This is a genomic window from Thetidibacter halocola (assembly GCF_018224955.1).
GTDB classification, from domain to species: Bacteria; Pseudomonadota; Alphaproteobacteria; order Rhodobacterales; family Rhodobacteraceae; genus Thetidibacter; species Thetidibacter halocola.
In genome coordinates this window covers 87,809-107,552 of record NZ_JAGTUU010000009.1, presented here as the reverse complement: position 1 = coordinate 107,552, position 19,744 = coordinate 87,809, and the positions used below count along the sequence as shown (strand labels likewise).

The following is a 19,744-nucleotide window of genomic DNA, read 5'->3' as shown; positions in this document are numbered from 1 at the left end:
TTGTTCCGGCCCTCCGGAACCGCCGAGGCGCAAGCCCGGCGCCAGGATTTCCGTTGTCCGACGACAAGGAGAAAACGACATGGCAAAGCTGCTGCATCCCAAGGCGACCGCCGTCTGGCTGGTGGACAACACCACGCTGAACTTCAAGCAGATCGCCGATTTCACCGGCTTCCACGAGCTCGAGATCCAGGGCATCGCCGATGGCGACGTCGCTGTCGGCGTCAAGGGCTTTGACCCGGTCGCCAACAACCAGCTGGACCAGGCCGAGGTCGAGCGCGCCGAAAAGGACCCGCTCTACAAGATGCGGCTCAAGCACAACCCCGCCGCCGAGGACGAGGACAAGCGCCGTGGCCCGCGTTATACCCCGCTGTCCAAGCGCAAGGACCGTCCCAACGCGATCCTCTGGCTGGTCAAGTTCCATCCCGAGTTGACCGACAGCCAGATCGCCAAGCTGGTCGGCACGACCAAGCCGACCATCCAGACGATCCGCGACCGCACCCACTGGGACATCCAGAACATGCAGCCGATCGACCCGGTCGCGCTGGGTCTGTGCCGCCAGTCCGAACTGGACGATGCCGTGGCCAAGGCCGCAAAGAAGGCCGAGGCCGTGATGACCGACGACGAGCGCCGCAAGCTGGTCTCGACCGAGCAGAGCCTCGGGATGGAGACAGAGCCGCGTCTGCCCACCGCGATCGAGGGGCTCGAGACCTTCAGCCTGTCCGACCCGCGCGGCGAGGATGACGAGGACGAGGACGAGCCCGATTTCAGCGATGCCGAAAGCTTCTTCAAGCTGCCCGCGGGCGGCGACGATGACGACGACGACGAAGATCCGCGCCGCTGATCCGGTGCGCTTGCCGCGGCGCAGGGTGGAAATTCTGCGCTGCGGCACTATGTGTTCTGGGTGATGAACGCTTTCGCGACAGTCTCCCGCGCGCTGCCTCAGCCCGGCGGCGCAGCCCTGCTGCTGGATTTCGACGGCACGCTTGTCGACCTGGCCGAGACGCCGGGGGGCATCGCCATCGACCCCGGCCTTCCCTCCTTGCTGGACGATCTGGCTCGGGCCACGGGTGGCGCGCTGGCGCTGGTTTCGGGCCGAGCCATCGATGATCTCGCCGGTTTCCTTCCAGGCTATGGCGGCCCGCTGATCGGCGGCCACGGTGCCGAAACCCGGCTGGACGGGCGTATCTCGCGGCATCCGCTGGCGGGATCGGCCCTGCTGGCGCGGCTCTGGTCCGAGGTTCAGGCGCTGGCCGCCGAGGCGCCGGGCCTTCTGGCCGAGCCAAAGCCCACCGGCTGCGTCCTGCATTATCGCCGCGCGCCCGGGCACGAGGCCTGGGTGCAGGACAGGCTGGCCGCGCTGGCCGGCTCTGCGCCGGGGATAGAGGCGCACCAGTCCAAGATGGCGGTGGAACTGCGACCCGACGATATCGGCAAGGATCGCGCGGTGGCAGCGCTCTTGCAGCTGCCGCCCTTTGCCGGCCGGGCGGCAATTTTCTGCGGTGACGATGCAACCGACGAGCCCGCCATGGCGTTCTGCCTGCAAGCAGGGGGGACGGCCATCAAGGTGGGCAAGGGTCCCAGCGCCGCGCCCCATCGGCTCGACGCGCCCGCCGCGCTGCGCGCCGCACTGACCCATTGGGCAGGACTGGAGACCGCGAGATGACCGGCAGACTGATCGTCCTATCGAACCGTATCCCGACCGAGGCGCAACCCTCGGGCGGGCTGGTCGTCGCCTTGCACGATTGCCTGACGCAGCGCGGCGGCATCTGGATCGGCGCCGCCGCCGAGCCGACAGCGACGCCCGACGAAGGGTTCCGCACCGTCGCGACCGGCGCCTACACGCGCCTCGCCTTCGACCTGACGCCGCAGGAGTTCGAGACCTATTACCTCGGCTATGCCAACTCGGTGCTCTGGCCTCTGTTCCACCGCCGTGCCGACCTCATGGACGTGCAGCCGGGATTTGCCGAGGGCTATCTCGGGGTGAACGCGCGGCTGGCGGGCCTGCTGGCCGATTTCCTGCGCCCCGACGATGTGCTGTGGGTGCAGGATTACCATTTCCTGCCGCTGGCGCACGAATTGCGCCGTCTGGGCGTGACGAACCGGATCGGTTTCTTCCTGCATATCCCCTTCCCCGTGGCCACCGACGTGCCCGCACTGCCAGAGGCCGCCGTCCTGCCGGACTGGGTCGCGGGTTACGACGTCTTCGGGGTCCAGACGCGGGCGGATGTGGAGCGGCTGCGCATCCTGTTCGATCGCAACGGCGTGTCCGGTGCGCTGGGTGACGGGCCGATCCGGCTGCGCGGGCGAGAGGTTCTGCCGCTGGCCTGCCCCATCGGCATCGACGCGAAGGGCTATCGCGAGACGGCGGCGAAGTCGGCCGGCGGGGATCGCATCGCCATGCCGCCGCAACAGAAGCTGGTGCTGGGCGTCGACCGGCTGGACTACTCCAAGGGTCTGGTGCAGCGCTTTGCCGGGTTCGGCGCCTATCTCTCTGCGCGGTCCGGGGACGATCCGCAGGCGACGCTGTTGCAGATCGCGCCGCCCTCGCGCGAGGATGTCGATGCCTACCAGGACATCCGGATGCAGTTGGACCTGACGACGGGGTCCATCAATGGCGAACATGGCGAGATCGACTGGACGCCGATCCGCTACATCCGCCGTCCGGTTCCCCGCGACGACCTGGCGGGACTGTATCGCCGGGCGGACGTGGCGATGGTGACGCCGCTGGCGGACGGGATGAACCTGGTGGCCAAGGAGTTCGTCGCCGCGCAGGACCCGGCCAATCCCGGCGTGCTGATCCTGTCGCATTTCGCCGGCGCGGCGGAACAGATGCCGCAGGCGCTGATCGTGAACCCCTACGACGCGCAGGACATGGCGCAGGCGCTGCGGCGGGCGCTGACCATGACGCTGGCAGAGCGCCGCTCGCGGCACGCCGCGCTGTGGAAAGCAGTCGACGACGAGGATATCGGCTGGTGGACGCGGCGCTTCCTGAATGCGCTGGGCGGGGCCACAGTGGCCGAGGTCGCCTGACGCGTCACATCCGCTTGCGCGCGTTCAGCGCGGCGGTGATCGTACCGTCGTCGAGATAGTCCAGTTCGCCGCCCACCGGCACGCCCTGCGCCAGAGAGGACAGCGCCACGCGCCCCTCCAGCTGGTCGGCGATGTAATGCGCGGTGGTCTGGCCGTCGATCGTGGCGCCAAGGGCGAGGATGATCTCGGAAATCGCCTCGGCCTCGATCCTTCGGGCGAGTTGCGGGATGCGCAGGTCATCCGGCCCCACTCCGTCCAGCGCCGACAACGTGCCGCCAAGGACGTGGTAGCGCCCCTTGAACACGCCCGATCGTTCCATCGCCCACAGGTCGGCCACGTCCTCGACCACGCAGAGCAGGCCGTTCGCGCGGGCCTCGTCGGCGCAGATCGGGCAGATGTCGGCCGTGCCGATATTGCCGCAGTTCAGGCAGTCGCGGGCAGTCCGGGCGACCTCGGCCATGGCCTCGGCCAGCGGCATCAGCAGCATCCCGCGTTTCGCCATCAGGTGCAGCACCGCGCGCCGGGCAGAGCGCGGCCCGAGGCCCGGAAGCCGGGCCATCAGGTCGATCAAGGTCTCGATGCTGTCAGGTGCACTCACGGGGCGTCGGGCGGGGTTTCACCCCCGCCTCTCCTTCAGAAGGGCAGCTTCATGTCTGCTGGCAGGCCCAGCGATTCGGTCAGCTTGCGCATCTCTTCGGCGCTCTTCGCGCCGGCCTTGGCCTGGGCATCCTTGATGGCGGCGAGGATCAGGTCCTCCGCCACTTCCTTTTCGGACGGCACGAAGATCGACAGGTCGATATCCAGCCCCGTCAGCTCGCCCTTGGCGGTGGCGGTGGCCTTGACCAGCCCCGCGCCGGATTCGCCGGTCACGGTGATCTGCGCCAAGTCCTCCTGGAGTTGCACCACCTTGGCCTGCATCTCCTGCGCCTGTTTCATCATCTTGGCCATGTCGCCAAGTCCGCCAAGTCCGCCGAGTCCCTTGAGCATCGTCATTTCTCCTGGTCTGTGGTCCGCCCCTGCGAGGGGGCGGTGTAGAGGATGGTTGCAACACATATCGCAGCGACGACGGCGATGAACAAGGCGGGCGAGGCGATACAGCCCTCGGTCGCGGCCATTTGGGTCGTCTCGCCGCCGCCGGGCGCGAAGACGCGCAGCGAAGCCAGGATCGACCAGCCGCAGACCGCCGCCAGCCCGACCCACTGATTGCGTAGCCGCACGGCCAGGGCCGTCACCAGCAGCAGGACCAGCGAAACCGGCGAGGCCGCCATGTGCAGCGCCTCGTCCAAAGCGTTCGCGGGACCGCCGGTAGGATCCCAGAGCGGGCGTAGCGTGTCGCAGGTTGCGGCCAGCGCCGGGCCCGGCAGGGCGATGCAGAGGGCCAGCGCGGCAACGGCCCGGCCAAGGGCGCGGGTCGGGGTCATTCCTCGAACGGGTCCCACTCGTCCTCGACCTCGGGCAGGGCCTCGGCCTGCGCGGCGGTGTTGGCCTCTTCCACCGTGCGGATCGCGGCAATCTTTGAACCCGGAAATGCGGCCAGCGCGGCCTTGACCAGCGGATGCGCCTCGGCCTCGCGCTTCAGCGCCTGCGCGTCGGCATCGCGACGTTCGGTGATGGTGGGTTCCGTGCAATCTCCAACCACCGAGATCGCCCAGCGGTTCCCCGTCCAGCGTTGCAGCGCGCCGCCCAGCCGCGCGGCCAGGTCGGAGGGTGCATTGTCGGTGGGCGTGAACTCGATCCGTCCGGGGCTGTAGGCGGCAAGGCGCAGGCAGCCCTCGACCTCGACCAGAAGCTTGACGTCGCGGTTGGCTCGGATCAGGTCCAGCACATGCTCGAACGTGGGATAATGCGCCAGCGCCTGCGCCGGGGCCAGCGCCACGACCGTGTTGCCGTGGCTGGCCAAGGGGCCGGAAGGGCCGGGATGGGTGGGCGCGGGCATACCCTGCGCGCGGGTCTGCGCGCTGCCGCCGGCACTCATGCCGCCAGAGGGGCCGGGGCTGGCGGGCGGTGGCGTGTCCTGCAACTTGCGCAGCAATTCCTCGGGCGAGGGCAGGTCGGCGACATGGGTCAGGCGGATCACCGCCATCTCGGCCGCCATCATAGCGGACGGCGCGGTCGAGACCTCCTCGATCGCCTTAAGCAGCATCTGCCACATCCGCGTCAGTGCCCGCATCCCCAGCCCGTCGGCAAAGGCGAGGCCGCGCGCCCGTTCATCCGGCGAGACCGTGGGGTCCTCGGCAGCGTCCGGCGTGATCTTGACCACGGAAATCCAGTGCGTCAGCTCTGCCAGGTCGCGCAGCACCGCCAGCGGGTCGGCCCCGTCGGCATATTGCGCACCCAGTTCCTGCAAGGCGCCCGCCGCGTCGCCGCGCATGATCCGCTCGAACAGGTCCATGGTGCGGCCCCGGTCGGCCAATCCCAGCATGGCGCGGACCTGGTCGGCGGTCGTCTCGCCCGCGCCATGCGAAATCGCCTGGTCCAGCAGCGAGGTGGCATCCCGCGCCGATCCCTCGGCCGCGCGGGTAATCAGCGCCAGCGCGTCGTCGGCGATCTCGGCGCCCTCGGACGTGGCAATCTTGCGCAGCAGCGCGATCATCACCTCGGGTTCGATCCGGCGCAGGTCGAAGCGCTGGCAGCGGGACAGCACGGTAACGGGAACCTTGCGGATCTCGGTCGTGGCAAAGATGAACTTCACATGCGCCGGCGGTTCCTCCAGCGTCTTGAGCAGCGCGTTGAAGGCGCTGGTCGACAGCATGTGAACCTCGTCGATGATGTAGATCTTGTAGCGCGCGCTGGCCGCCCGGTAATGTACGCTGTCGATGATCTCGCGGATGTCGCCGACGCCGGTGCGGCTGGCCGCGTCCATCTCCATCACGTCGACATGGCGGCCTTCCATGATGGCGACGCAATGCTCGCATTTCCCGCAGGGTTCGGTCGTGGGGCCGCCCTTGCCGTCGGGGCCGATGCAGTTCATGCCCTTGGCGATGATGCGCGCGGTGGTGGTTTTTCCGGTGCCGCGAATCCCCGTCATGATGAAGGCCTGCGCGATGCGATCCGCTGCAAAGGCGTTCTTCAGCGTGCGCACCATCGCGTCCTGCCCGACGAGATCGGTAAAGGTCTCGGGGCGGTACTTGCGGGCGAGCACCTGGTATTGCGGTGTATCGGACATGGGTGGCCTTCCTTGCTGGAGCCAGAGCCTAGGACGGGGCAGCGGCGCCGTCTACCCGTCCGGGCGCGTCAGTAGTGCGGCGGCTTCTCGTTGCCCAGGACGACGCCACCCGTGCCCTCGGATTCGCGCTGGGCCTCGCGGTACAGCAGCATCTCGACCCGGCGGGTCAGAACGGCGATCTCGCGGTCCTGTCGGGCCACGGTGTCGCTGAGATCGTCGACTGTGCGGATCAGGTGCGCCAGGCGTTCCTCGATCTCGGTCATTTCGGACCCCTTCCGGCTTCGGCCTTCTTCTTTTTCAGCGCCGCCAGCTTTGCCTTGAGCGCGCCCTTGCGGCGGTTCTGGTAGGCGGTGATCAGCGGCAGCGAGAGGTAGTAGCAGACCATTCCCGCGACGATGCCCGGCAGGATGCCGCCCACGAGGTAGGGATAGAAGACCTCGTGGTAGAAGATCGACAGGCGCGACCAGTCGGTCTGGGCGTCGGTGAACAGCGCCACGAAATTCTGCCACAGGTCGTCGCCCGCGAGGACGAATTTCTGCAACAGGGTGCCGTGTTCCTCTTCCGGGGTCATGCCAAGCAGCCAGTAGCCGGTCTTGAGCGCGATCACCCCGATGGGCACGTAGGTCAGCGGGTTGCCAAAGAAGGTCGACAGCATCGCGGCCAGGATGTTGCCGCGCATCACCCAGGCAATCAGGCCGGCACAGACGAAATGCAGGCCGTAGAACGGGGTGAAGGTGGTGAACACGCCGGCAAAGATGCCGCGCGCGATGCGGTGCGGCGGATCGGGCAGGCGGTTCAGCCGGTGGCTGACGTAACGCGCGGCGCGGCCCCAGCCGCCACGCGGCCAGAGTGCCTCGACCACGACCCGCCAGGCCGGTCTTCGATCCCGTCGCTTGAATACCAAGACGCCGTCCTTACCCTTTGCCCCGCCAAGTCACTCTGCCGCTTCCGGGGTGAGGGCAAGACCCGGATCGCGGCGCCGTTCGACCGAGGCCAGATTGCTGTCTGCCTCGAGCGCGGAGAGGACGCTGTGCAGATGTTCCGCATCGCGCAACTCCACGTCCACCATGATGCGGTAAAAATCCGGTTTCCGGTCGACGAAATGCAGGTCCGAGATATTGGCCTGACGCTCTCCGATCAATGTGCAGATTCGTCCCAGGACGCCGGCATCGTTGGTGATCGTGAGATCGAGCGAGACCGGATAGACCGGCGGGTGCAACCCGTCGGCCCAATGCAGGTCGAGCCAGCGGTCGGGCTGGCTTTCGAAATCGGTCAACGCGGCGCAGTCGATGGCATGTACGGCGACGCCCTTGCCGGGGCGCACGATGCCGACGATGCGTTCGCCCGGCAGCGGCTGGCAGCAGGGCGCGCGCTCGAACGCCTGGCCGTGGGCCAGGCCCACGACGGCGCGCTTGGCCTCGACCTCGCCGCGGTCGGCGGGGGCGAGATCGGGGTAGACCGACTGCACGACGGTGTCGGTGCCCAACTCTGCCCGGCCCAGCGCCGCCAGCAGATCCTCGGCATCCTCGTAGCGCAGGGTGCGCGCGGCCTTGGCCAGGACCTTGTCCGTCGCCTTCTTGCCGTGGTGGTCGAAGGCGGCGCGCGCCAGTTCCAGCCCCAGCTTGGCAAAGCGTTCCTTGGTCGCCTCGCGCAACGCCCGGCGGATCGCCGTCTTGGCCTTGCCGGTCTGGGCGATGTCCAGCCAGGTCGCCTGCGGCATCTGACCCTCGGCGGTGATGATGTCGACCGACTGGCCGTTCTTGAGCCGGGTCCAGAGCGGCACGCGGATGCCGTCGACCTTGGCGCCGACGCAGCCCGCGCCGATCCGCGTGTGGATCGCATAGGCGAAATCCAGTGGCGTTGCGCCCTTGGGCAGCTTCACCACGTCGCCCTTGGGCGTGAAGCAGAAGACCTTGTCGGAATACATCTCGAGCTTGACCGCCTCGAGGAATTCGTCGTGGTCGTCCTCTTCGTCGAACTGCTCGGTCAGCTGGGCGATCCACTTGGTCGGATCGACGGCAAAGCGGTTCAGCGCGGGCACGCCGTCGCGGTAGGACCAGTGCGCGGCGACGCCTGTCTCGGCGACCTCGTGCATCTCGCGGGTGCGGATCTGCACCTCGACCCGCTTGCCGTCGCGGCCCGAGACGGTGGTGTGGATGCTGCGATAGCCGTTCGATTTCGGCTGGCTGATATAGTCCTTGAACCGGCCCGGCACGGCGCGCCAGCGCTGGTGGATGGCACCCAGCGCGGCATAGCATTCGGCCTCGGACTGGGTGATGACGCGAAAGCCATAGATGTCTGAGAGCCGGGAAAAGCCTATCTTCTTTTCCTGCATCTTGCGCCAAATCGAATAGGGTTTCTTGGCCCGGCCAAAGACCTGGGCGTGCACGCCGACCTTTTCCAGTTCCGCCTGCATGTCGGCGGTGATCCGGTGGATCACGTCGCCGGTTTCCTTTTGCAGCGTGACGAAGCGGCGGATGATGCTGGAACGCCCCTCGGGGTTCAGAACGCGAAAGGACAGGTCCTCGAGTTCATCACGCATCCACTGCATGCCCATCCGGCCGGCGAGCGGCGCGTAGATGTCCATCGTCTCGCGCGCCTTCTGCACCTGCTTTTCGGGCCTCATCGCCTTGATGGTGCGCATGTTGTGCAGCCGGTCGGCGAGTTTCACCAAGATCACCCGCAGGTCCTTGGACATGGCCATGAACAGCTTGCGGAAGTTCTCGGCCTGCTTGGTTTCCGAGCTGGACAGTTGCAGGTTGGTCAGCTTGGTCACGCCATCCACCAGGTCGGCGACTTCGGTGCCAAAGCGGCGCTGCACCTCGGCATAGGTGCTGCGCGTGTCCTCGATGGTGTCGTGCAGAAGGGCGGTTACGATGGTGGCATCGTCCAGCCGTTGTTCGGTGAGGATGGCGGCGACGGCCACCGGGTGGCTGAAATAGGGCTCACCCGACTTGCGGGTCTGCCCTTCATGCATCGCGCGGCCATAGTCATAGGCCGCGCGGATCAGCGCCTCGTTCGTGCGCGGGTTGTAGTTGCGGACCAGGGCGACGAGGTCTTCGGCGGCGATCATGGCGCGATGTTCCTCAGGACCCCGGCAGCGGGGCGCGTCAGCCCTGACCCTGCGCCTCCATCAGCGCGCGCAGGAGTTTCTCTTCGCTCAGGTCGTCCTCGACCGGGCGGTCCGCCTCGGCACCCATCAGCAGGGCCATGGCGTCGTCCTCGGGTTCGTCGACCTCGATCTGGGTCTGGTTCGATTCGATCAGGCGTTCGCGCAACTCGTCTGCCGACTGCGATTCCTCGGCGATTTCGCGCAAGGCGACGACGGGGTTCTTGTCGTTGTCGCGGTCCACGGTGATCGCGGCCCCGGACGAGATTTCACGGGCCCGGTGCGCGGCGAGCATCACCAGCTCGAACCGGTTGGGAACCTTGTCGACACAATCTTCAACCGTTACTCGGGCCATTGGACACTCCGTTCGTCAGACTTCGGAAAGCCGTGGTTTATCGCGGATGATGGGGCTTGACAAGGGCGGAAAACCCGTTCCGCGATGACTTTTCCGCGCGTCACAAGGGTACCACGGCGGCGCGTTCGGGGGCGGGCAGATCATTGCAAAGCTGGCGCGCGCTGCGGTCCAGAACGGGATGGCGCCAGCCGGGGGCAATGTCGCAGAGCGGCACGAGGACAAAGGCGCGCTCGGCCATGCGCGGATGCGGCAGGATCAGCCTGTCGGGGGCAAGGCGGCGCTGCTCTTCGGGCGGAAGCCCTTGCCAGCGGCCAAAGGTCTCGCGGTCGGGCAGAACCGCGTCGCCGGCCGCCAGCAGATCCAGGTCCAGTGTGCGCGCCGCCCAGCGCGCGGTCCGTTGCCGGTCGAAGGCCGCCTCGATTCGGTGCAGTGCCGCCAGCAGCGCCTCGGCGCCGCCTTCCCAGCGCAGGGCGACCGCAGCGTTGACATAGTCGGGGCCGGCACCGGCGGGAAAACAGGGTGTGCGGAAGAATCGGCTGACACGCATTAGTTGTGCGCCTTCGCGCGGAAACTCGCCTAGTGCTGCGGCCAGCGTCGGCGCGGCATCGCCTGCGGTCGACCCGAGGTTTGAACCCATCGCGATGAGATATTCTTGTCTGATCATGAAATTGGGCATATCTTTGAGGTATCGGTTGTTGCGTTTGCGTCACTTCAGGTGCTTGTGTCGGACTGAAAAATCCTTACTTTTACGAGGCTCGGATCGCCGAACTTCTACTCACACTCACGGACTGGCGGTCTCATTATCGGAAGGACATTTCATGTTTTACAAGGACGAACGGCTCGCGCTGTTCATCGACGGATCGAATCTATACGCCGCAGCCAAGGCGTTGGGATTCGATATCGACTACAAGCTGCTCCGACAGGAATTCGCGCGACGCGGGAAAATGGTGCGCGCGTTCTACTACACGGCGCTGCTGGAGAATGACGAATACTCGCCGATTCGCCCGCTGGTCGATTGGCTGCACTACAACGGGTTCTCCATGGTGACGAAGCCCGCCAAGGAGTACACCGACAGCCAGGGCCGCCGTAAGGTGAAGGGCAACATGGACATCGAACTGACGGTGGACGCCATGGAGCTCGCCCCGCGGGTGGACCACATCGTGCTGTTCTCGGGCGATGGCGACTTCCGTCCGCTGGTGGAAAGCCTGCAACGCCAGGGCGTGAGGGTTTCGGTCGTCTCGACGATCCGCAGCCAGCCGCCGATGATCGCGGACGAACTGCGCCGCCAGGCCGACAACTTCATCGAACTGGACGAACTGCGCGAGGTCATCGGCCGCCCGCCGCGCGACACCCAGGTGGAGCGCAACTTCGAGGTTGCCAACACCAAGTAATCGGGACGGTCCGCATGGGGATGGGGACCGGACTAATGGATCAGGCCGCCGCGCTGGGCGGCCTTTTTCTTGCTGCCTTCGGGGCCGCGACGATCCTGCCGTTTCAATCCGAACTGGTCTTTGTGGGCCTGCAACTGGCCGACGCCGCGGGCGTCGGTGCACTCGTCGTGGTGGCCAGCATCGGCAACACGCTGGGTGCGGTGGTGAACTATGTCATGGGCCGCGGGGTCGAACGGTTCCGCGGGCGACGCTGGTTTCCGGTCACGCAGGCGCAGTTGGACCGCGCGCAGGACTGGTATCGCCGCTGGGGCGTCTGGACGCTGCTTCTGTCCTGGGCGCCGTTCGGCGACGCCTTTACCGTGGTTGCGGGCATCATGCGAACCCGCTGGTGGGTGTTCCTGGCGCTGGTCGCGCTGGCCAAGACGGGGCGCTATGTCGTGCTGGCCTGGATCACCGCGCAGGCGGCGGGCTGAGCGGCGGAAGAGCGCATGGACAATCCGCGCCCGCGCCCCATAGTCCGCCGCATGGAAAGCGATCTGATCATCACCGGCGGCGGGCTGAACGGCCCCGCCCTTGCCCTTGCTGCCGCGCGGCATGGGCTGTCCTCCATCGTCATCGACTCGCTGCCGCGCGACACCCGTGCCGATCCGGCCTTTGACGGGCGATCCTATGCGCTGGCGCATGCCTCGCACCGGATGCTCGACCGTCTGGGCCTGTGGGACGGCCTGCCCAACCAGCCGATGCTGGAGATCAAGGTCAGCGACGGGCGCGTGGGAGAGGCGGGCGCTTTTCTCGGCCTGCATTTCGACAGTGCCGAGATCGAGGAAGGCCCGATGGGCTTCATGGTCGAGGACCGGCACATCCGGCGCGCCCTGCTCGACGCGATGGAGGCCGAGCCGAAGATCACCCATCGCGCCGGCGAGACGGTGATCGCGCAGGAAACCGGCCCGGCCTTTGCCACGGTGACACTGGCCACGGGCGAGGAACTGACCGGGCGCCTTCTGGTGGGTGCTGACGGGCGCAGCAGCGGCACCGCCGCGCGGGCGCGGATCAAGCGCACCGGCTGGCGCTATGGCCAGACAGCGCTGGTCTGCGCCATTGCGCATGAGCGCCCGCACAATGGCGTCGCGCACCAGCTGTTCCTGCCGCCCGGTCCGCTGGCGATCCTGCCGCTGACCGGCAACCGCTCCAGCATCGTCTGGTCGGAGACCGACGCGCAGGCCCGCGCCATCAACGCACTGTCCGATGACGATTACCTGACCGTCCTGCGCCCGCGCTTCGGCGATTTCCTTGGGGATATCTCGCTGGCCGGGGCGCGCTACACCTATGCGCTGGGGCTGTCCCTCGCGAATGCCTTTGTCGCAGACCGGCTGGCGCTGGTGGGCGATGCGGCGCACGGTCTGCATCCGATCGCGGGGCAGGGGCTGAACGCCGGGCTGCGCGATGTGGCGGCGCTGGCGCATGTCATCGGCCACGCGGCGCGGCGGGGCGAGGATATCGGCGCGCCCGGCGTGCTGGAGCGTTACCAGGGCTGGCGGCGGTTCGACACCGCCGCGCTGGCCGCCGCGACCGACCTGTTCAACCGCCTCTTCTCGAACGACAGCGCGATCCTGCGCGCCGGGCGCGACCTGGGCATGGCGCTGGTGGGCGCGCTGCCCTCGGCCCGGCGCAGCTTCATCCGCGAGGCGGCGGGCCTGACGGGCGATCTGCCCGAGCTGATGCGCTAGGCAGTCCCCCCGCGCGGGGTCGCGTGACGACAGGCGCCCCATTGCGCCCGCCGCGCGCCCCTTCTAGCCTGCCCGCGACAGCAGGGGAGAGCGACACATGGACTGGACAGAGATGAGCGCCGCAGCACTCGGCCGCGGGATCGGGGCCGGAGAGATCGACCCGGTAACGCTGGCCGAGCATTTCCTGGCCCGGATCGAGGCGCATGAGATGACGCCGCACATCTACGCCCGCCTGACACCCGACCGCGCGCTGGCCGAGGCGAAGGCCGCCCGCGACCGCGCGAAATCGGGCCGCCGCCTGTCGCCGCTCGATGGTGTGCCGGTCAGCTGGAAGGACCTCTTCGACACGGCGGGCGTGGCGACCGAGGCGGGCTCGAAACTGCTGGAAGGCCGGGTGCCCGACCGCGATGCCAAGGTGCTGCGCACGGCGACGGCGGCGGGGTTGGTGTGCCTGGGCAAGACGCACATGTCGGAACTGGCCTTTTCGGGGCTGGGGCTTAACCCGGTCACCGCCTCGACTCCTTGCGTGAACGACCATGACGCGGTGTCGGGCGGCTCGTCCTCGGGCGCGGCCGGGTCGGTCGCCTTCGGTCTTTGCGCGGCGGCGGTCGGCTCGGACACCGGTGGTTCGGTGCGTATCCCGGCGGGCTGGAACGACCTTGTCGGCCTCAAGACCACGGCGGGGCGGCTGAGCCTGGAGGGTGTGGTGCCGCTTTGTGAAAAGTTCGACACGGTCGGCCCGCTCTGCCGCACGGTCGAGGATGCGGCGCTTATGCTGGCTGCCCTCGAGGGGCGCACGGCGCCCGACCTGCGCGGCGCAGGCAGCCTTGCGGGCCGGCGACTGGCGGTGCTCAAGACCATCGTCGAGGACGACCTGCGCGATGCGCCGCGCGCCGCCTATGACTCGGCGCTGGACCGTCTGCGCGCGGCGGGGGCCGAGCTGGTGCCGGTCGAGGCGCCCGAGATCGAGGGGCCGATGGCGGATGCCGGCGTGCTCTTCACCACCGAGGCCTGGGCGATCTGGGGCGAAGAGATCGAGAAACGCGGCGAGGTGATGTTCAAGCCGATCCGCGAACGCTTTGCCGGCGGGGCGGTGTTTGGAGGCGCGGCCTATATCCGCGCCTGGCGGCGGATGGAGGCGGCTCGCGCGCAATGGGCCGCGCGCATGGCGGGCTTCGATGCCGTGCTGGCGCCCACCGCGCCCAACCTGCCGCCCAAGGTCGACAAGCTTATGGAGCAGGGCGAGTATTACGTCACCGAGAACTTGCTGACCCTGCGCAACACGCGGGTGGGCAACCTGATGGGGCTTTGTGCCGTGACCCTGCCCACGGGCGTGCCCTCCTGCGGGATCATGCTGATGGGCGCGGCCAATGCCGAGGACCGGTTGCTGCGTCTGGCCGTGGCGGCCGAGGCGGCGCTGTCCTGACGGTCTGGCGGGCGGGGGTCTACCCCGCCCGTGCCGCGCGGCCGCCGCGCAGCATCAGCGCGGCAGCCACCAGCCAGGCGAACAGCACCACGACCAGCACCCCGCCGAAGAACAGCATGAAAGCCGCCGCCATCGGCGACAGGATCGCCAGCGTGGGCAGGGTCAGCGCGGCGGGCAGAGCGCCGGTCACTGCCACGACGCCCATCGTCGCCGCCAGCCAGCCCAGCATGACCGCCACCGCCGCGACCAGCGCCACCCGGACCCGCGCCATGCGGAACCGCAGCCCGCGCCGCAGCGTTGCGCCCAGCCGGGCGAAATCATGCTGCACCGCCAGCAGCGCCGGCACCACCAGGAGCACCAGCACCATGCCGAAGCCGAGGCCATAGACCAGTGTGATGACCGTGGGCTTCAGGAACTGCGCATCTGCGGATCGCTCGTACAGCAGTGGTGCAAGGCCCAGAACCGTCGTCGCCGTGGTCAGGAACACCGCCCGCAGCCGGTCCGCCGCGCCGTCGATGATCGACGGGATCAGTCCACGCTCGGCCGCGTATTCATCGACCTGCGTCACCAGCACGATCGAGTCGTTGATGATGATCCCGGTCATGCCCAGCAGGCCCACCACCGTGAACATGGACAGCGGCACCTCCCACAGCGCGTGGCCGTAGATCGTGCCGACCAGCCCGAAGGGGATGATTGCCATGACCACCAGCGGCCGCGACCAGCTGGCAAAGACCCAGGCCAGCACCAGGTAGATCCCCAGCAGCACCAGGATCAGGCCCGTGGTGGCATCGGCGAGGAATTCGTTCTCCTGCTCGCTGAGGCCCGACAGGCGATAGTCCACCTGGTGCTTGGCGGCGACGGCGGGCAGGATCTCGTCGTTCAGCGCCTTCTCGATCTCGGCGGCGCGGGCGGCGTCATCCATAGCGATGTCGCCGGTGACCGAGATCAGGCGGATGCCGTTCTCGCGTCGGACGGTGGAAAACCCGTCGCGCCGCTCGACCCGCACGATATCGGCCAGCGCCACGTATGCGCCGCCCGGCGTGCGCATCTGCGTGCGTTGCAGGAAATCGGCCGTGAGTTCATTCGCGGGCAGTTCCACCCGGATCGTGGCGCTGCGTGGCCCGACGGGATAGGTCGCCGCCTCGATTCCGCCCAGCCGGTTGCGCAGCACCCGGCCCAGACCGTCGATGTCGAAGCCCAGCGCCTGCCCCTGTGCCGTCAGTTCGAGGATCAGCTCTTCCTTGTCGTAGGACAGATCGTCCTCGACCGCCGAGATCTCGGGGAAGCGGGTCAGCGCGGCCTTGAGGTCCTCGGACGCGGCCTTGAGCGTGGCCGCATCGGCGCCGAAGATCTGCACGTCCAGCGCATCGCCGCCCGGCCCCGACCGCCAGCCGCGGAAACTGATCGTCTCGACCATCGGGTGGTTCGGCACGCGATCCTGCAACTCTCCGACAAAGGCAAAGCTGGAATAGGGCCGTTCATCCGCCTCGATCAGCTCGATCGAGATGCCGCCCAGCTGGTCGGCTTCCTTGCTTTCTGTCCCGGCCAGGCCCCGACCGGCATTGCCGCCCACCTCAGCCAGCACATAGGCCAGGGGGTTCTTGCCATAGCGCTCTTCGTATTCGCGGCCCAGCGCCTCGGTCGTTTCCTGCAACAGGCGCATCTGGGCGATCGTGTCCTCGCGCGTGGCGCCGGGGGCCATGGCGAAATTCCCGGTGACAGAGGGCTGTTCCGGCGCATTGAAGAAGCGCCACTGCACGTCGCCCCGGATCAGCAGCACCGCCTGGCTGGCCAGCAGCGCCACGGCCCCCGCCAGCACGACATAGCGCGCGGCGATGACCCCCGCGATCAGCGGTCGGAACAGCTTTTCGCGAACCCAGCGGAACCCGCGGTTCACCAGCCGCGAAGGCAGGTCGTACCAGTGCTCGCGCGCCGAATGCTTCAGCGAATGGGCCATGTGGTTCGGCAGGATCAGGAAGCATTCGACCAGCGAGGCCAGCAGCACCGCGATCACGGTAAAGGGGATGTCGGCGATCAGGTCACCGAAGCGCCCAGAAATGGCGGTCAGCCCGAAGAAGGCGATGACCGTTGTCAGCGTGGCCGAGAACACCGGCAGCGCCATGCGGTTCGCCGCCGTCTCGGCCGCGTCGTAGGGATCCATCGCGCGGCGCCGCGACAGGTGGTCAGCATGCTCGCCCACCACGATGGCGTCGTCGACCACGATGCCCAGCGTTATGATCAGCGCGAAAAGCGAGATCATGTTGATCGTCAGTCCGAAGGCATACATCAGCGCGATGGCCGCCAGCAGCGAGACCGGGATGCCCGCCGCCACCCAGAGCGCGGTCCGCGCGTTCAGGAACAGGAACAGCAGCACCACCACCAGCGCTAGGCCCATCGAGGCGTTGTCCAGCAGGATGTCGAGGCGGCCGGTGATCGCCTCGGCGCGGGTGCGGATCAGGTCGATGGTGACGCCCTCGGGCAGCGATGCCTCGAAGGACCGGGCGACCTCCTCGACGCTGCGCTGAATGCCGATGGCGTCGCCCCGGTCGGACCGGTCGACCCGCACCGACAGCGCCGGGTTCTCGCCCACGAAATAGCTCTGTTCGCGGTCGATCCCCTCGACCCGGATCTGTGCCACGTCCCCGATGGTCAGGTTCGATCCGTCGGGGTTCGAGCGTAGGACAATACCCGCGATATCCGCCGCCTCGCGCTTTTCGACGCCGGTGCGCACGCGGGCGCCGGATCCGCCCACGTCGCCCGCCGGATCGGCATCGACCTCTGCGGCGATGGCCTCGGCGATCTGGGCCATGGTCACGTCATGCGCGATCAACGATTGCGTCGGCACTTCGACCACGGTCTGCGGCGCAGCGACGCCGCGGATCGTGGTCCGCGTGACGCCCTCGGCGAACAGCCGCACCACCAGCTCGTCCGCAAAGCGGCCCAGCTGGTCGATGCCCACCGGGCCTGTGATGACCAGGTCCGTCACGCGGTCGCGCCAGTACGAGCGGCGCACCTCGGGGTCCTCGGCATCCTCGGGCAGGGTTGTCACGCCGTCGACCGCCGATTGCACGTCGTTGGCGGCACGGGCCATGTCCCAGTTGGGTTCGAATTCCAGCTCGATGCTGGCCCGGCCCTCGCGCGAGAGCGCGGTCGTGCCCTCGACCCCGTCGACTGCCAGCAGCACGGGTTCCAGCACTTGCGCGATGGCGGTGTCCACGTCCTCGGCGCCGGCGCCCTCCCAGCGCACGGACACGTCGACCTCGTCGATGATGACGTCGGGAAAGAACTGTGCGCGCATGTTCGGCACGGCCAGCAGCCCCGCCGCCAGCATCACCACCAGCAGCAGGTTCGACACGGTGGGGTGCCGCGCGAAATAACCCAGGATCGAACCGGCGCGGGCAGGGGTGGACCGGACCATGGGCGTCTCCTTTACCGGGCGGCGCGGGGCCGCGTCACATGCGGGATTCGATGCGTTCGATCATCTCGGCGGGCACTTGCGGCTGTTGCAGCTGCGCAAGGATGCGCGTCTTGGCCTCTGCGGGCATGCGGGTGTTGCCCTCGACGAAGGCGACCAGTTTCGCGCGGCGTTCCTCGGACAGTTCCACCATCTCGGGCGCTTCCGGGGCGGCATTGCCCGCGCGCAGCGGGTTCACCTTGATCCCGGCGCCCAGCAGCGGTGTGCGTGCCGCCACCACCTCGCGCCCGGCAAGGTCGCGGGCGCGGATCAGAACGTCGTCGCCCTGTCGGCGCAGCACCTGTACCGTGACAGCTTCGAGCCGGTCGCCCTCGGCCAGCACCAGCACCTCGTCCGCCGCGTCAACTGCGGCCGCGGGGATGCGCGCGACGTAGGGCAGCGGCGGCTCCTGCAGCGTGACGGTGACGAAATCGCCCGGCTTGAAGCCGCGCGGCGCGTCGAGGCTGGCGAACAGCAGCCGCCCGGTCTGCCCCGCGCCCACCGACGCCCCCTCGCGCGAAAGCTGCCCGGTGGCGGTGATGTTGGTGCCGTAGATGTCCAGCGTGACGGTGACGGGGGATGGGCGCAGCTGGCCCGCCTCGTCGATCAGCCTTGCATATTGCTGGGTCGAGACGCGGAACGCGACCTCGAGCGCGCCGGGATCGACCAGCTGCGCCAGTTGCTCGTTGGTCGATACCAGCCGCCCGGCGACCACGGTCACGTCCGACAGCGTGCCGGCGAATTGCGCGCGGATCTCGGTATCGGCCAGGCGACGCCGGGCTTCGTCGCGGGCGATCTCGGCGCGGCGGGTGGCTGTGGCGGCCTGGTCGATGCGGGCCTCGGCGCTGGCCAGAGCCTGTCGGCGGGTCAGCACCGCTTGCCGGGCCGAGGACAGCGCCAGTTCGGCATCCTCCAGCGCGGCGGTGGTGCCCACGTTCCGCTGCAACAGGTCGCGCTGGCGCTGCAATGCGCGGTCGCGCAAATCCACCTGTTCCTCGGCGGCGGCCAGTTCGTCGCGGGCCAGCACGATGGCGCGTCCCGCTTCGCGGCTTTCGGCCTCGGCGTCCAGCAGGTCGCTTTCGGCGCGGTCCAGCGCCGATTGCGCATCCGCCGGGTCAATCCGCGCCAGCAACTGTCCTTCCTCGACCTGCCCGCCCTCGACAAAGGCCGGGTCCAGGTCGATCAGCGTGCCCGAGGCGGCGGCGCGGATTTCCAGCGTGCGGCGGCTCTGCACCTCGCCAAAGGCGGCCAGGTCCGGCGTCACGGTCTGGAACTCCAGCGGCACGACATTGACGGTGAACACGCGCTCGCGCGCCTGAGGCACGCGGGGTTCCTCGTTCAGGCGGGCCAGCACCGCGTCGCGCACGGTGACGCCCGACCACAGCAGCAGCCCCAGCGTCAGCGCCAGCAGGACCAGCCCCATCAGGCTCTTGCCCAGAAACCGCATGCGTGTCCTTTCCGTTCGTGTCTTGCGAACCTGTCAGACAATCTAGACAGACCCTGCCGAATGCCAAGTCACGATGGTGACACGGGGACGCGGCCTATTTCCGTCGCTTGTGTTCCTCGAGGCGGGGGAAGATCTCGACGAAATTGCAGGGGCGGTGGCGATAGTCGAGCTGCCATTTCAGGATCTCGTCCCAGGCGTCGCGGCAACCGCCCGGGCTGCCGGGCAGGGCGAAGAGGTAGGTGCCGCCCGCGACGCCCGCCGTGGCACGACTCTGCACCGCGCTCGTGCCGATCTTCTGGAAGGACACCATGGTGAACACGGTGCCGAAGGCGTCGATTTCCTTTTCATAGACGTCCCGATGCGCCTCGACGGTCACGTCGCGGCCCGTCAGCCCCGTGCCGCCGGTCGAGATCACCACGTCGACTTCCGGGTTGGTGATCCACGTGCGCAGCTTGTCGGCGATCAGGGCGCGTTCGTCCTGCACGATGGCCCGGTCGGCGAGGGTGTGCCCCGCTTCGGTCAGCCGCGCCACCAGCGTATCGCCCGAGCGGTCGTCGGCCAGCTGCCGCGTGTCGCTGACCGTCAGCACGGCGATGCGGACGGGGATGAACTCCTTGGTTTCGTCGATGCGGGACATCG

The 19,744-nt window shown here is 68.1% G+C and carries 19 protein-coding genes; 7 read left to right on the top strand and 12 right to left on the bottom strand.

Annotated features, from left to right (window positions below):
- Window positions 1-79: 79 nt before the first annotated feature.
- The 3 genes from KB874_RS20035 (at window position 80) to KB874_RS20025 (ending at window position 3,030) form a co-directional block, all read left to right on the top strand.
- Window positions 80-841: a DUF1013 domain-containing protein gene (locus KB874_RS20035; RefSeq protein WP_212538346.1), complete on the top strand. Its 762-nt coding sequence runs from the start codon at window positions 80-82 to the stop codon at window positions 839-841.
- 63 nt (window positions 842-904) lie between these two features.
- Entirely contained in the window at window positions 905-1,663 is a 759-nt protein-coding gene (gene otsB, locus KB874_RS20030; protein ID WP_212538345.1) for a trehalose-phosphatase, read from the top strand.
- Window positions 1,660-3,030 (top strand): alpha,alpha-trehalose-phosphate synthase (UDP-forming), encoded by a 1,371-nt coding sequence (locus KB874_RS20025; RefSeq protein ID WP_212538344.1) that lies wholly within the window; start codon window positions 1,660-1,662, stop codon window positions 3,028-3,030. The genes otsB and KB874_RS20025 overlap by 4 nt, the downstream gene beginning before the upstream one ends.
- A 4-nt stretch (window positions 3,031-3,034) precedes the next feature.
- Here KB874_RS20025 and recR read toward each other — a convergent pair whose 3' ends face one another.
- The 9 genes from recR to folK all read right to left on the bottom strand — a co-directional run bounded on the left by recR (window position 3,035) and on the right by folK (window position 10,324).
- Window positions 3,035-3,628, bottom strand: a complete 594-nt coding sequence (gene recR / locus KB874_RS20020; protein WP_212538343.1) for a recombination mediator RecR — start codon at window positions 3,626-3,628, stop codon at window positions 3,035-3,037.
- A gap of 35 nt (window positions 3,629-3,663) precedes the next feature.
- Entirely contained in the window at window positions 3,664-4,017 is a 354-nt protein-coding gene (locus KB874_RS20015) for a YbaB/EbfC family nucleoid-associated protein (protein WP_212538342.1), read from the bottom strand.
- A 2-nt stretch (window positions 4,018-4,019) separates the two neighbouring features.
- Window positions 4,020-4,451, bottom strand: a complete 432-nt coding sequence (locus KB874_RS20010; RefSeq protein ID WP_212538341.1) for a hypothetical protein — start codon at window positions 4,449-4,451, stop codon at window positions 4,020-4,022.
- On the bottom strand, window positions 4,448-6,196 hold the full coding sequence (locus KB874_RS20005; RefSeq protein WP_212538340.1) for a DNA polymerase III subunit gamma/tau: 1,749 nt from the start codon (window positions 6,194-6,196) through the stop codon (window positions 4,448-4,450). Before KB874_RS20005 ends, KB874_RS20010 begins: the two co-directional genes overlap by 4 nt.
- Window positions 6,197-6,264: 68 nt before the next feature.
- On the bottom strand, window positions 6,265-6,459 hold the full coding sequence (locus KB874_RS20000; protein WP_212538339.1) for a SlyX family protein: 195 nt from the start codon (window positions 6,457-6,459) through the stop codon (window positions 6,265-6,267).
- A complete protein-coding gene (locus tag KB874_RS19995) occupies window positions 6,456-7,100 on the bottom strand; it encodes a DUF2062 domain-containing protein (protein ID WP_212538338.1) in 645 nt (214 codons plus the stop codon). Before KB874_RS19995 ends, KB874_RS20000 begins: the two co-directional genes overlap by 4 nt.
- 30 nt (window positions 7,101-7,130) lie before the next feature.
- Window positions 7,131-9,269 carry a RelA/SpoT family protein gene (locus KB874_RS19990; RefSeq protein ID WP_212538337.1) on the bottom strand — a complete coding sequence of 713 codons (2,139 nt, stop codon included), beginning with the start codon at window positions 9,267-9,269 and terminating at the stop codon, window positions 7,131-7,133.
- 37 nt (window positions 9,270-9,306) lie between these two features.
- Window positions 9,307-9,660: a DNA-directed RNA polymerase subunit omega gene (gene rpoZ / locus KB874_RS19985; RefSeq protein WP_212538336.1), complete on the bottom strand. Its 354-nt coding sequence runs from the start codon at window positions 9,658-9,660 to the stop codon at window positions 9,307-9,309.
- 100 nt (window positions 9,661-9,760) lie between these two features.
- Window positions 9,761-10,324: a 2-amino-4-hydroxy-6-hydroxymethyldihydropteridine diphosphokinase gene (gene folK / locus KB874_RS19980; protein WP_212538335.1), complete on the bottom strand. Its 564-nt coding sequence runs from the start codon at window positions 10,322-10,324 to the stop codon at window positions 9,761-9,763.
- Between the two features lie 154 nt (window positions 10,325-10,478).
- On the opposite strand from folK, the gene KB874_RS19975 reads away from it, so the two are divergent.
- From KB874_RS19975 to KB874_RS19960, 4 genes are all read left to right on the top strand, one after another.
- Window positions 10,479-11,051 (top strand): LabA-like NYN domain-containing protein, encoded by a 573-nt coding sequence (locus KB874_RS19975; protein ID WP_212538334.1) that lies wholly within the window; start codon window positions 10,479-10,481, stop codon window positions 11,049-11,051.
- Between the two features lie 35 nt (window positions 11,052-11,086).
- Window positions 11,087-11,524 (top strand): YqaA family protein, encoded by a 438-nt coding sequence (locus KB874_RS19970; RefSeq protein ID WP_249200672.1) that lies wholly within the window; start codon window positions 11,087-11,089, stop codon window positions 11,522-11,524.
- Window positions 11,525-11,539: 15 nt separating this feature from the next.
- A complete protein-coding gene (locus tag KB874_RS19965) occupies window positions 11,540-12,778 on the top strand; it encodes a UbiH/UbiF/VisC/COQ6 family ubiquinone biosynthesis hydroxylase (protein WP_212538333.1) in 1,239 nt (412 codons plus the stop codon).
- Between the two features lie 97 nt (window positions 12,779-12,875).
- Window positions 12,876-14,204, top strand: coding sequence for an amidase (locus KB874_RS19960; RefSeq protein ID WP_212538332.1), 1,329 nt, complete (start codon window positions 12,876-12,878; stop codon window positions 14,202-14,204).
- A 19-nt stretch (window positions 14,205-14,223) separates the two neighbouring features.
- On the opposite strand, the gene KB874_RS19955 is transcribed toward KB874_RS19960, so the two are convergent.
- The 3 genes from KB874_RS19955 to moaB form a co-directional block, all read right to left on the bottom strand.
- On the bottom strand, window positions 14,224-17,622 hold the full coding sequence (locus KB874_RS19955; RefSeq protein ID WP_212538331.1) for an efflux RND transporter permease subunit: 3,399 nt from the start codon (window positions 17,620-17,622) through the stop codon (window positions 14,224-14,226).
- A 34-nt stretch (window positions 17,623-17,656) separates the two neighbouring features.
- On the bottom strand, window positions 17,657-19,105 hold the full coding sequence (locus tag KB874_RS19950) for an efflux RND transporter periplasmic adaptor subunit (RefSeq protein WP_212538330.1): 1,449 nt from the start codon (window positions 19,103-19,105) through the stop codon (window positions 17,657-17,659).
- Between the two features lie 94 nt (window positions 19,106-19,199).
- Window positions 19,200-19,742, bottom strand: a complete 543-nt coding sequence (moaB, locus tag KB874_RS19945) for a molybdenum cofactor biosynthesis protein B (RefSeq protein ID WP_212538329.1) — start codon at window positions 19,740-19,742, stop codon at window positions 19,200-19,202.
- Window positions 19,743-19,744: the final 2 nt, after the last annotated feature.

Excerpts from the sequence above, each read along its gene's own strand:
- KB874_RS20035 (WP_212538346.1), top strand. The coding sequence starts at position 80 with ATGGCAAAGCTGCTGCATCCCAAGGCGACCGCCGTCTGGCTGGTGGAC.
- otsB (WP_212538345.1), top strand. The coding sequence starts at position 905 with ATGAACGCTTTCGCGACAGTCTCCCGCGCGCTGCCTCAGCCCGGCGGC.
- KB874_RS20025 (WP_212538344.1), top strand. The coding sequence starts at position 1,660 with ATGACCGGCAGACTGATCGTCCTATCGAACCGTATCCCGACCGAGGCG.
- KB874_RS20015 (WP_212538342.1), bottom strand. The coding sequence starts at position 4,017 with ATGCTCAAGGGACTCGGCGGACTTGGCGGACTTGGCGACATGGCCAAG.
- KB874_RS20010 (WP_212538341.1), bottom strand. The coding sequence starts at position 4,451 with ATGACCCCGACCCGCGCCCTTGGCCGGGCCGTTGCCGCGCTGGCCCTC.
- KB874_RS20005 (WP_212538340.1), bottom strand. The coding sequence starts at position 6,196 with ATGTCCGATACACCGCAATACCAGGTGCTCGCCCGCAAGTACCGCCCC.
- KB874_RS20000 (WP_212538339.1), bottom strand. The coding sequence starts at position 6,459 with ATGACCGAGATCGAGGAACGCCTGGCGCACCTGATCCGCACAGTCGAC.
- KB874_RS19990 (WP_212538337.1), bottom strand. The coding sequence starts at position 9,269 with ATGATCGCCGCCGAAGACCTCGTCGCCCTGGTCCGCAACTACAACCCG.
- rpoZ (WP_212538336.1), bottom strand. The coding sequence starts at position 9,660 with ATGGCCCGAGTAACGGTTGAAGATTGTGTCGACAAGGTTCCCAACCGG.
- folK (WP_212538335.1), bottom strand. The coding sequence starts at position 10,324 with ATGATCAGACAAGAATATCTCATCGCGATGGGTTCAAACCTCGGGTCG.
- KB874_RS19975 (WP_212538334.1), top strand. The coding sequence starts at position 10,479 with ATGTTTTACAAGGACGAACGGCTCGCGCTGTTCATCGACGGATCGAAT.
- KB874_RS19970 (WP_249200672.1), top strand. The coding sequence starts at position 11,087 with ATGGATCAGGCCGCCGCGCTGGGCGGCCTTTTTCTTGCTGCCTTCGGG.
- KB874_RS19965 (WP_212538333.1), top strand. The coding sequence starts at position 11,540 with ATGGACAATCCGCGCCCGCGCCCCATAGTCCGCCGCATGGAAAGCGAT.
- KB874_RS19960 (WP_212538332.1), top strand. The coding sequence starts at position 12,876 with ATGGACTGGACAGAGATGAGCGCCGCAGCACTCGGCCGCGGGATCGGG.
- KB874_RS19955 (WP_212538331.1), bottom strand. The coding sequence starts at position 17,622 with ATGGTCCGGTCCACCCCTGCCCGCGCCGGTTCGATCCTGGGTTATTTC.
- KB874_RS19950 (WP_212538330.1), bottom strand. The coding sequence starts at position 19,105 with ATGCGGTTTCTGGGCAAGAGCCTGATGGGGCTGGTCCTGCTGGCGCTG.
- moaB (WP_212538329.1), bottom strand. The coding sequence starts at position 19,742 with ATGTCCCGCATCGACGAAACCAAGGAGTTCATCCCCGTCCGCATCGCC.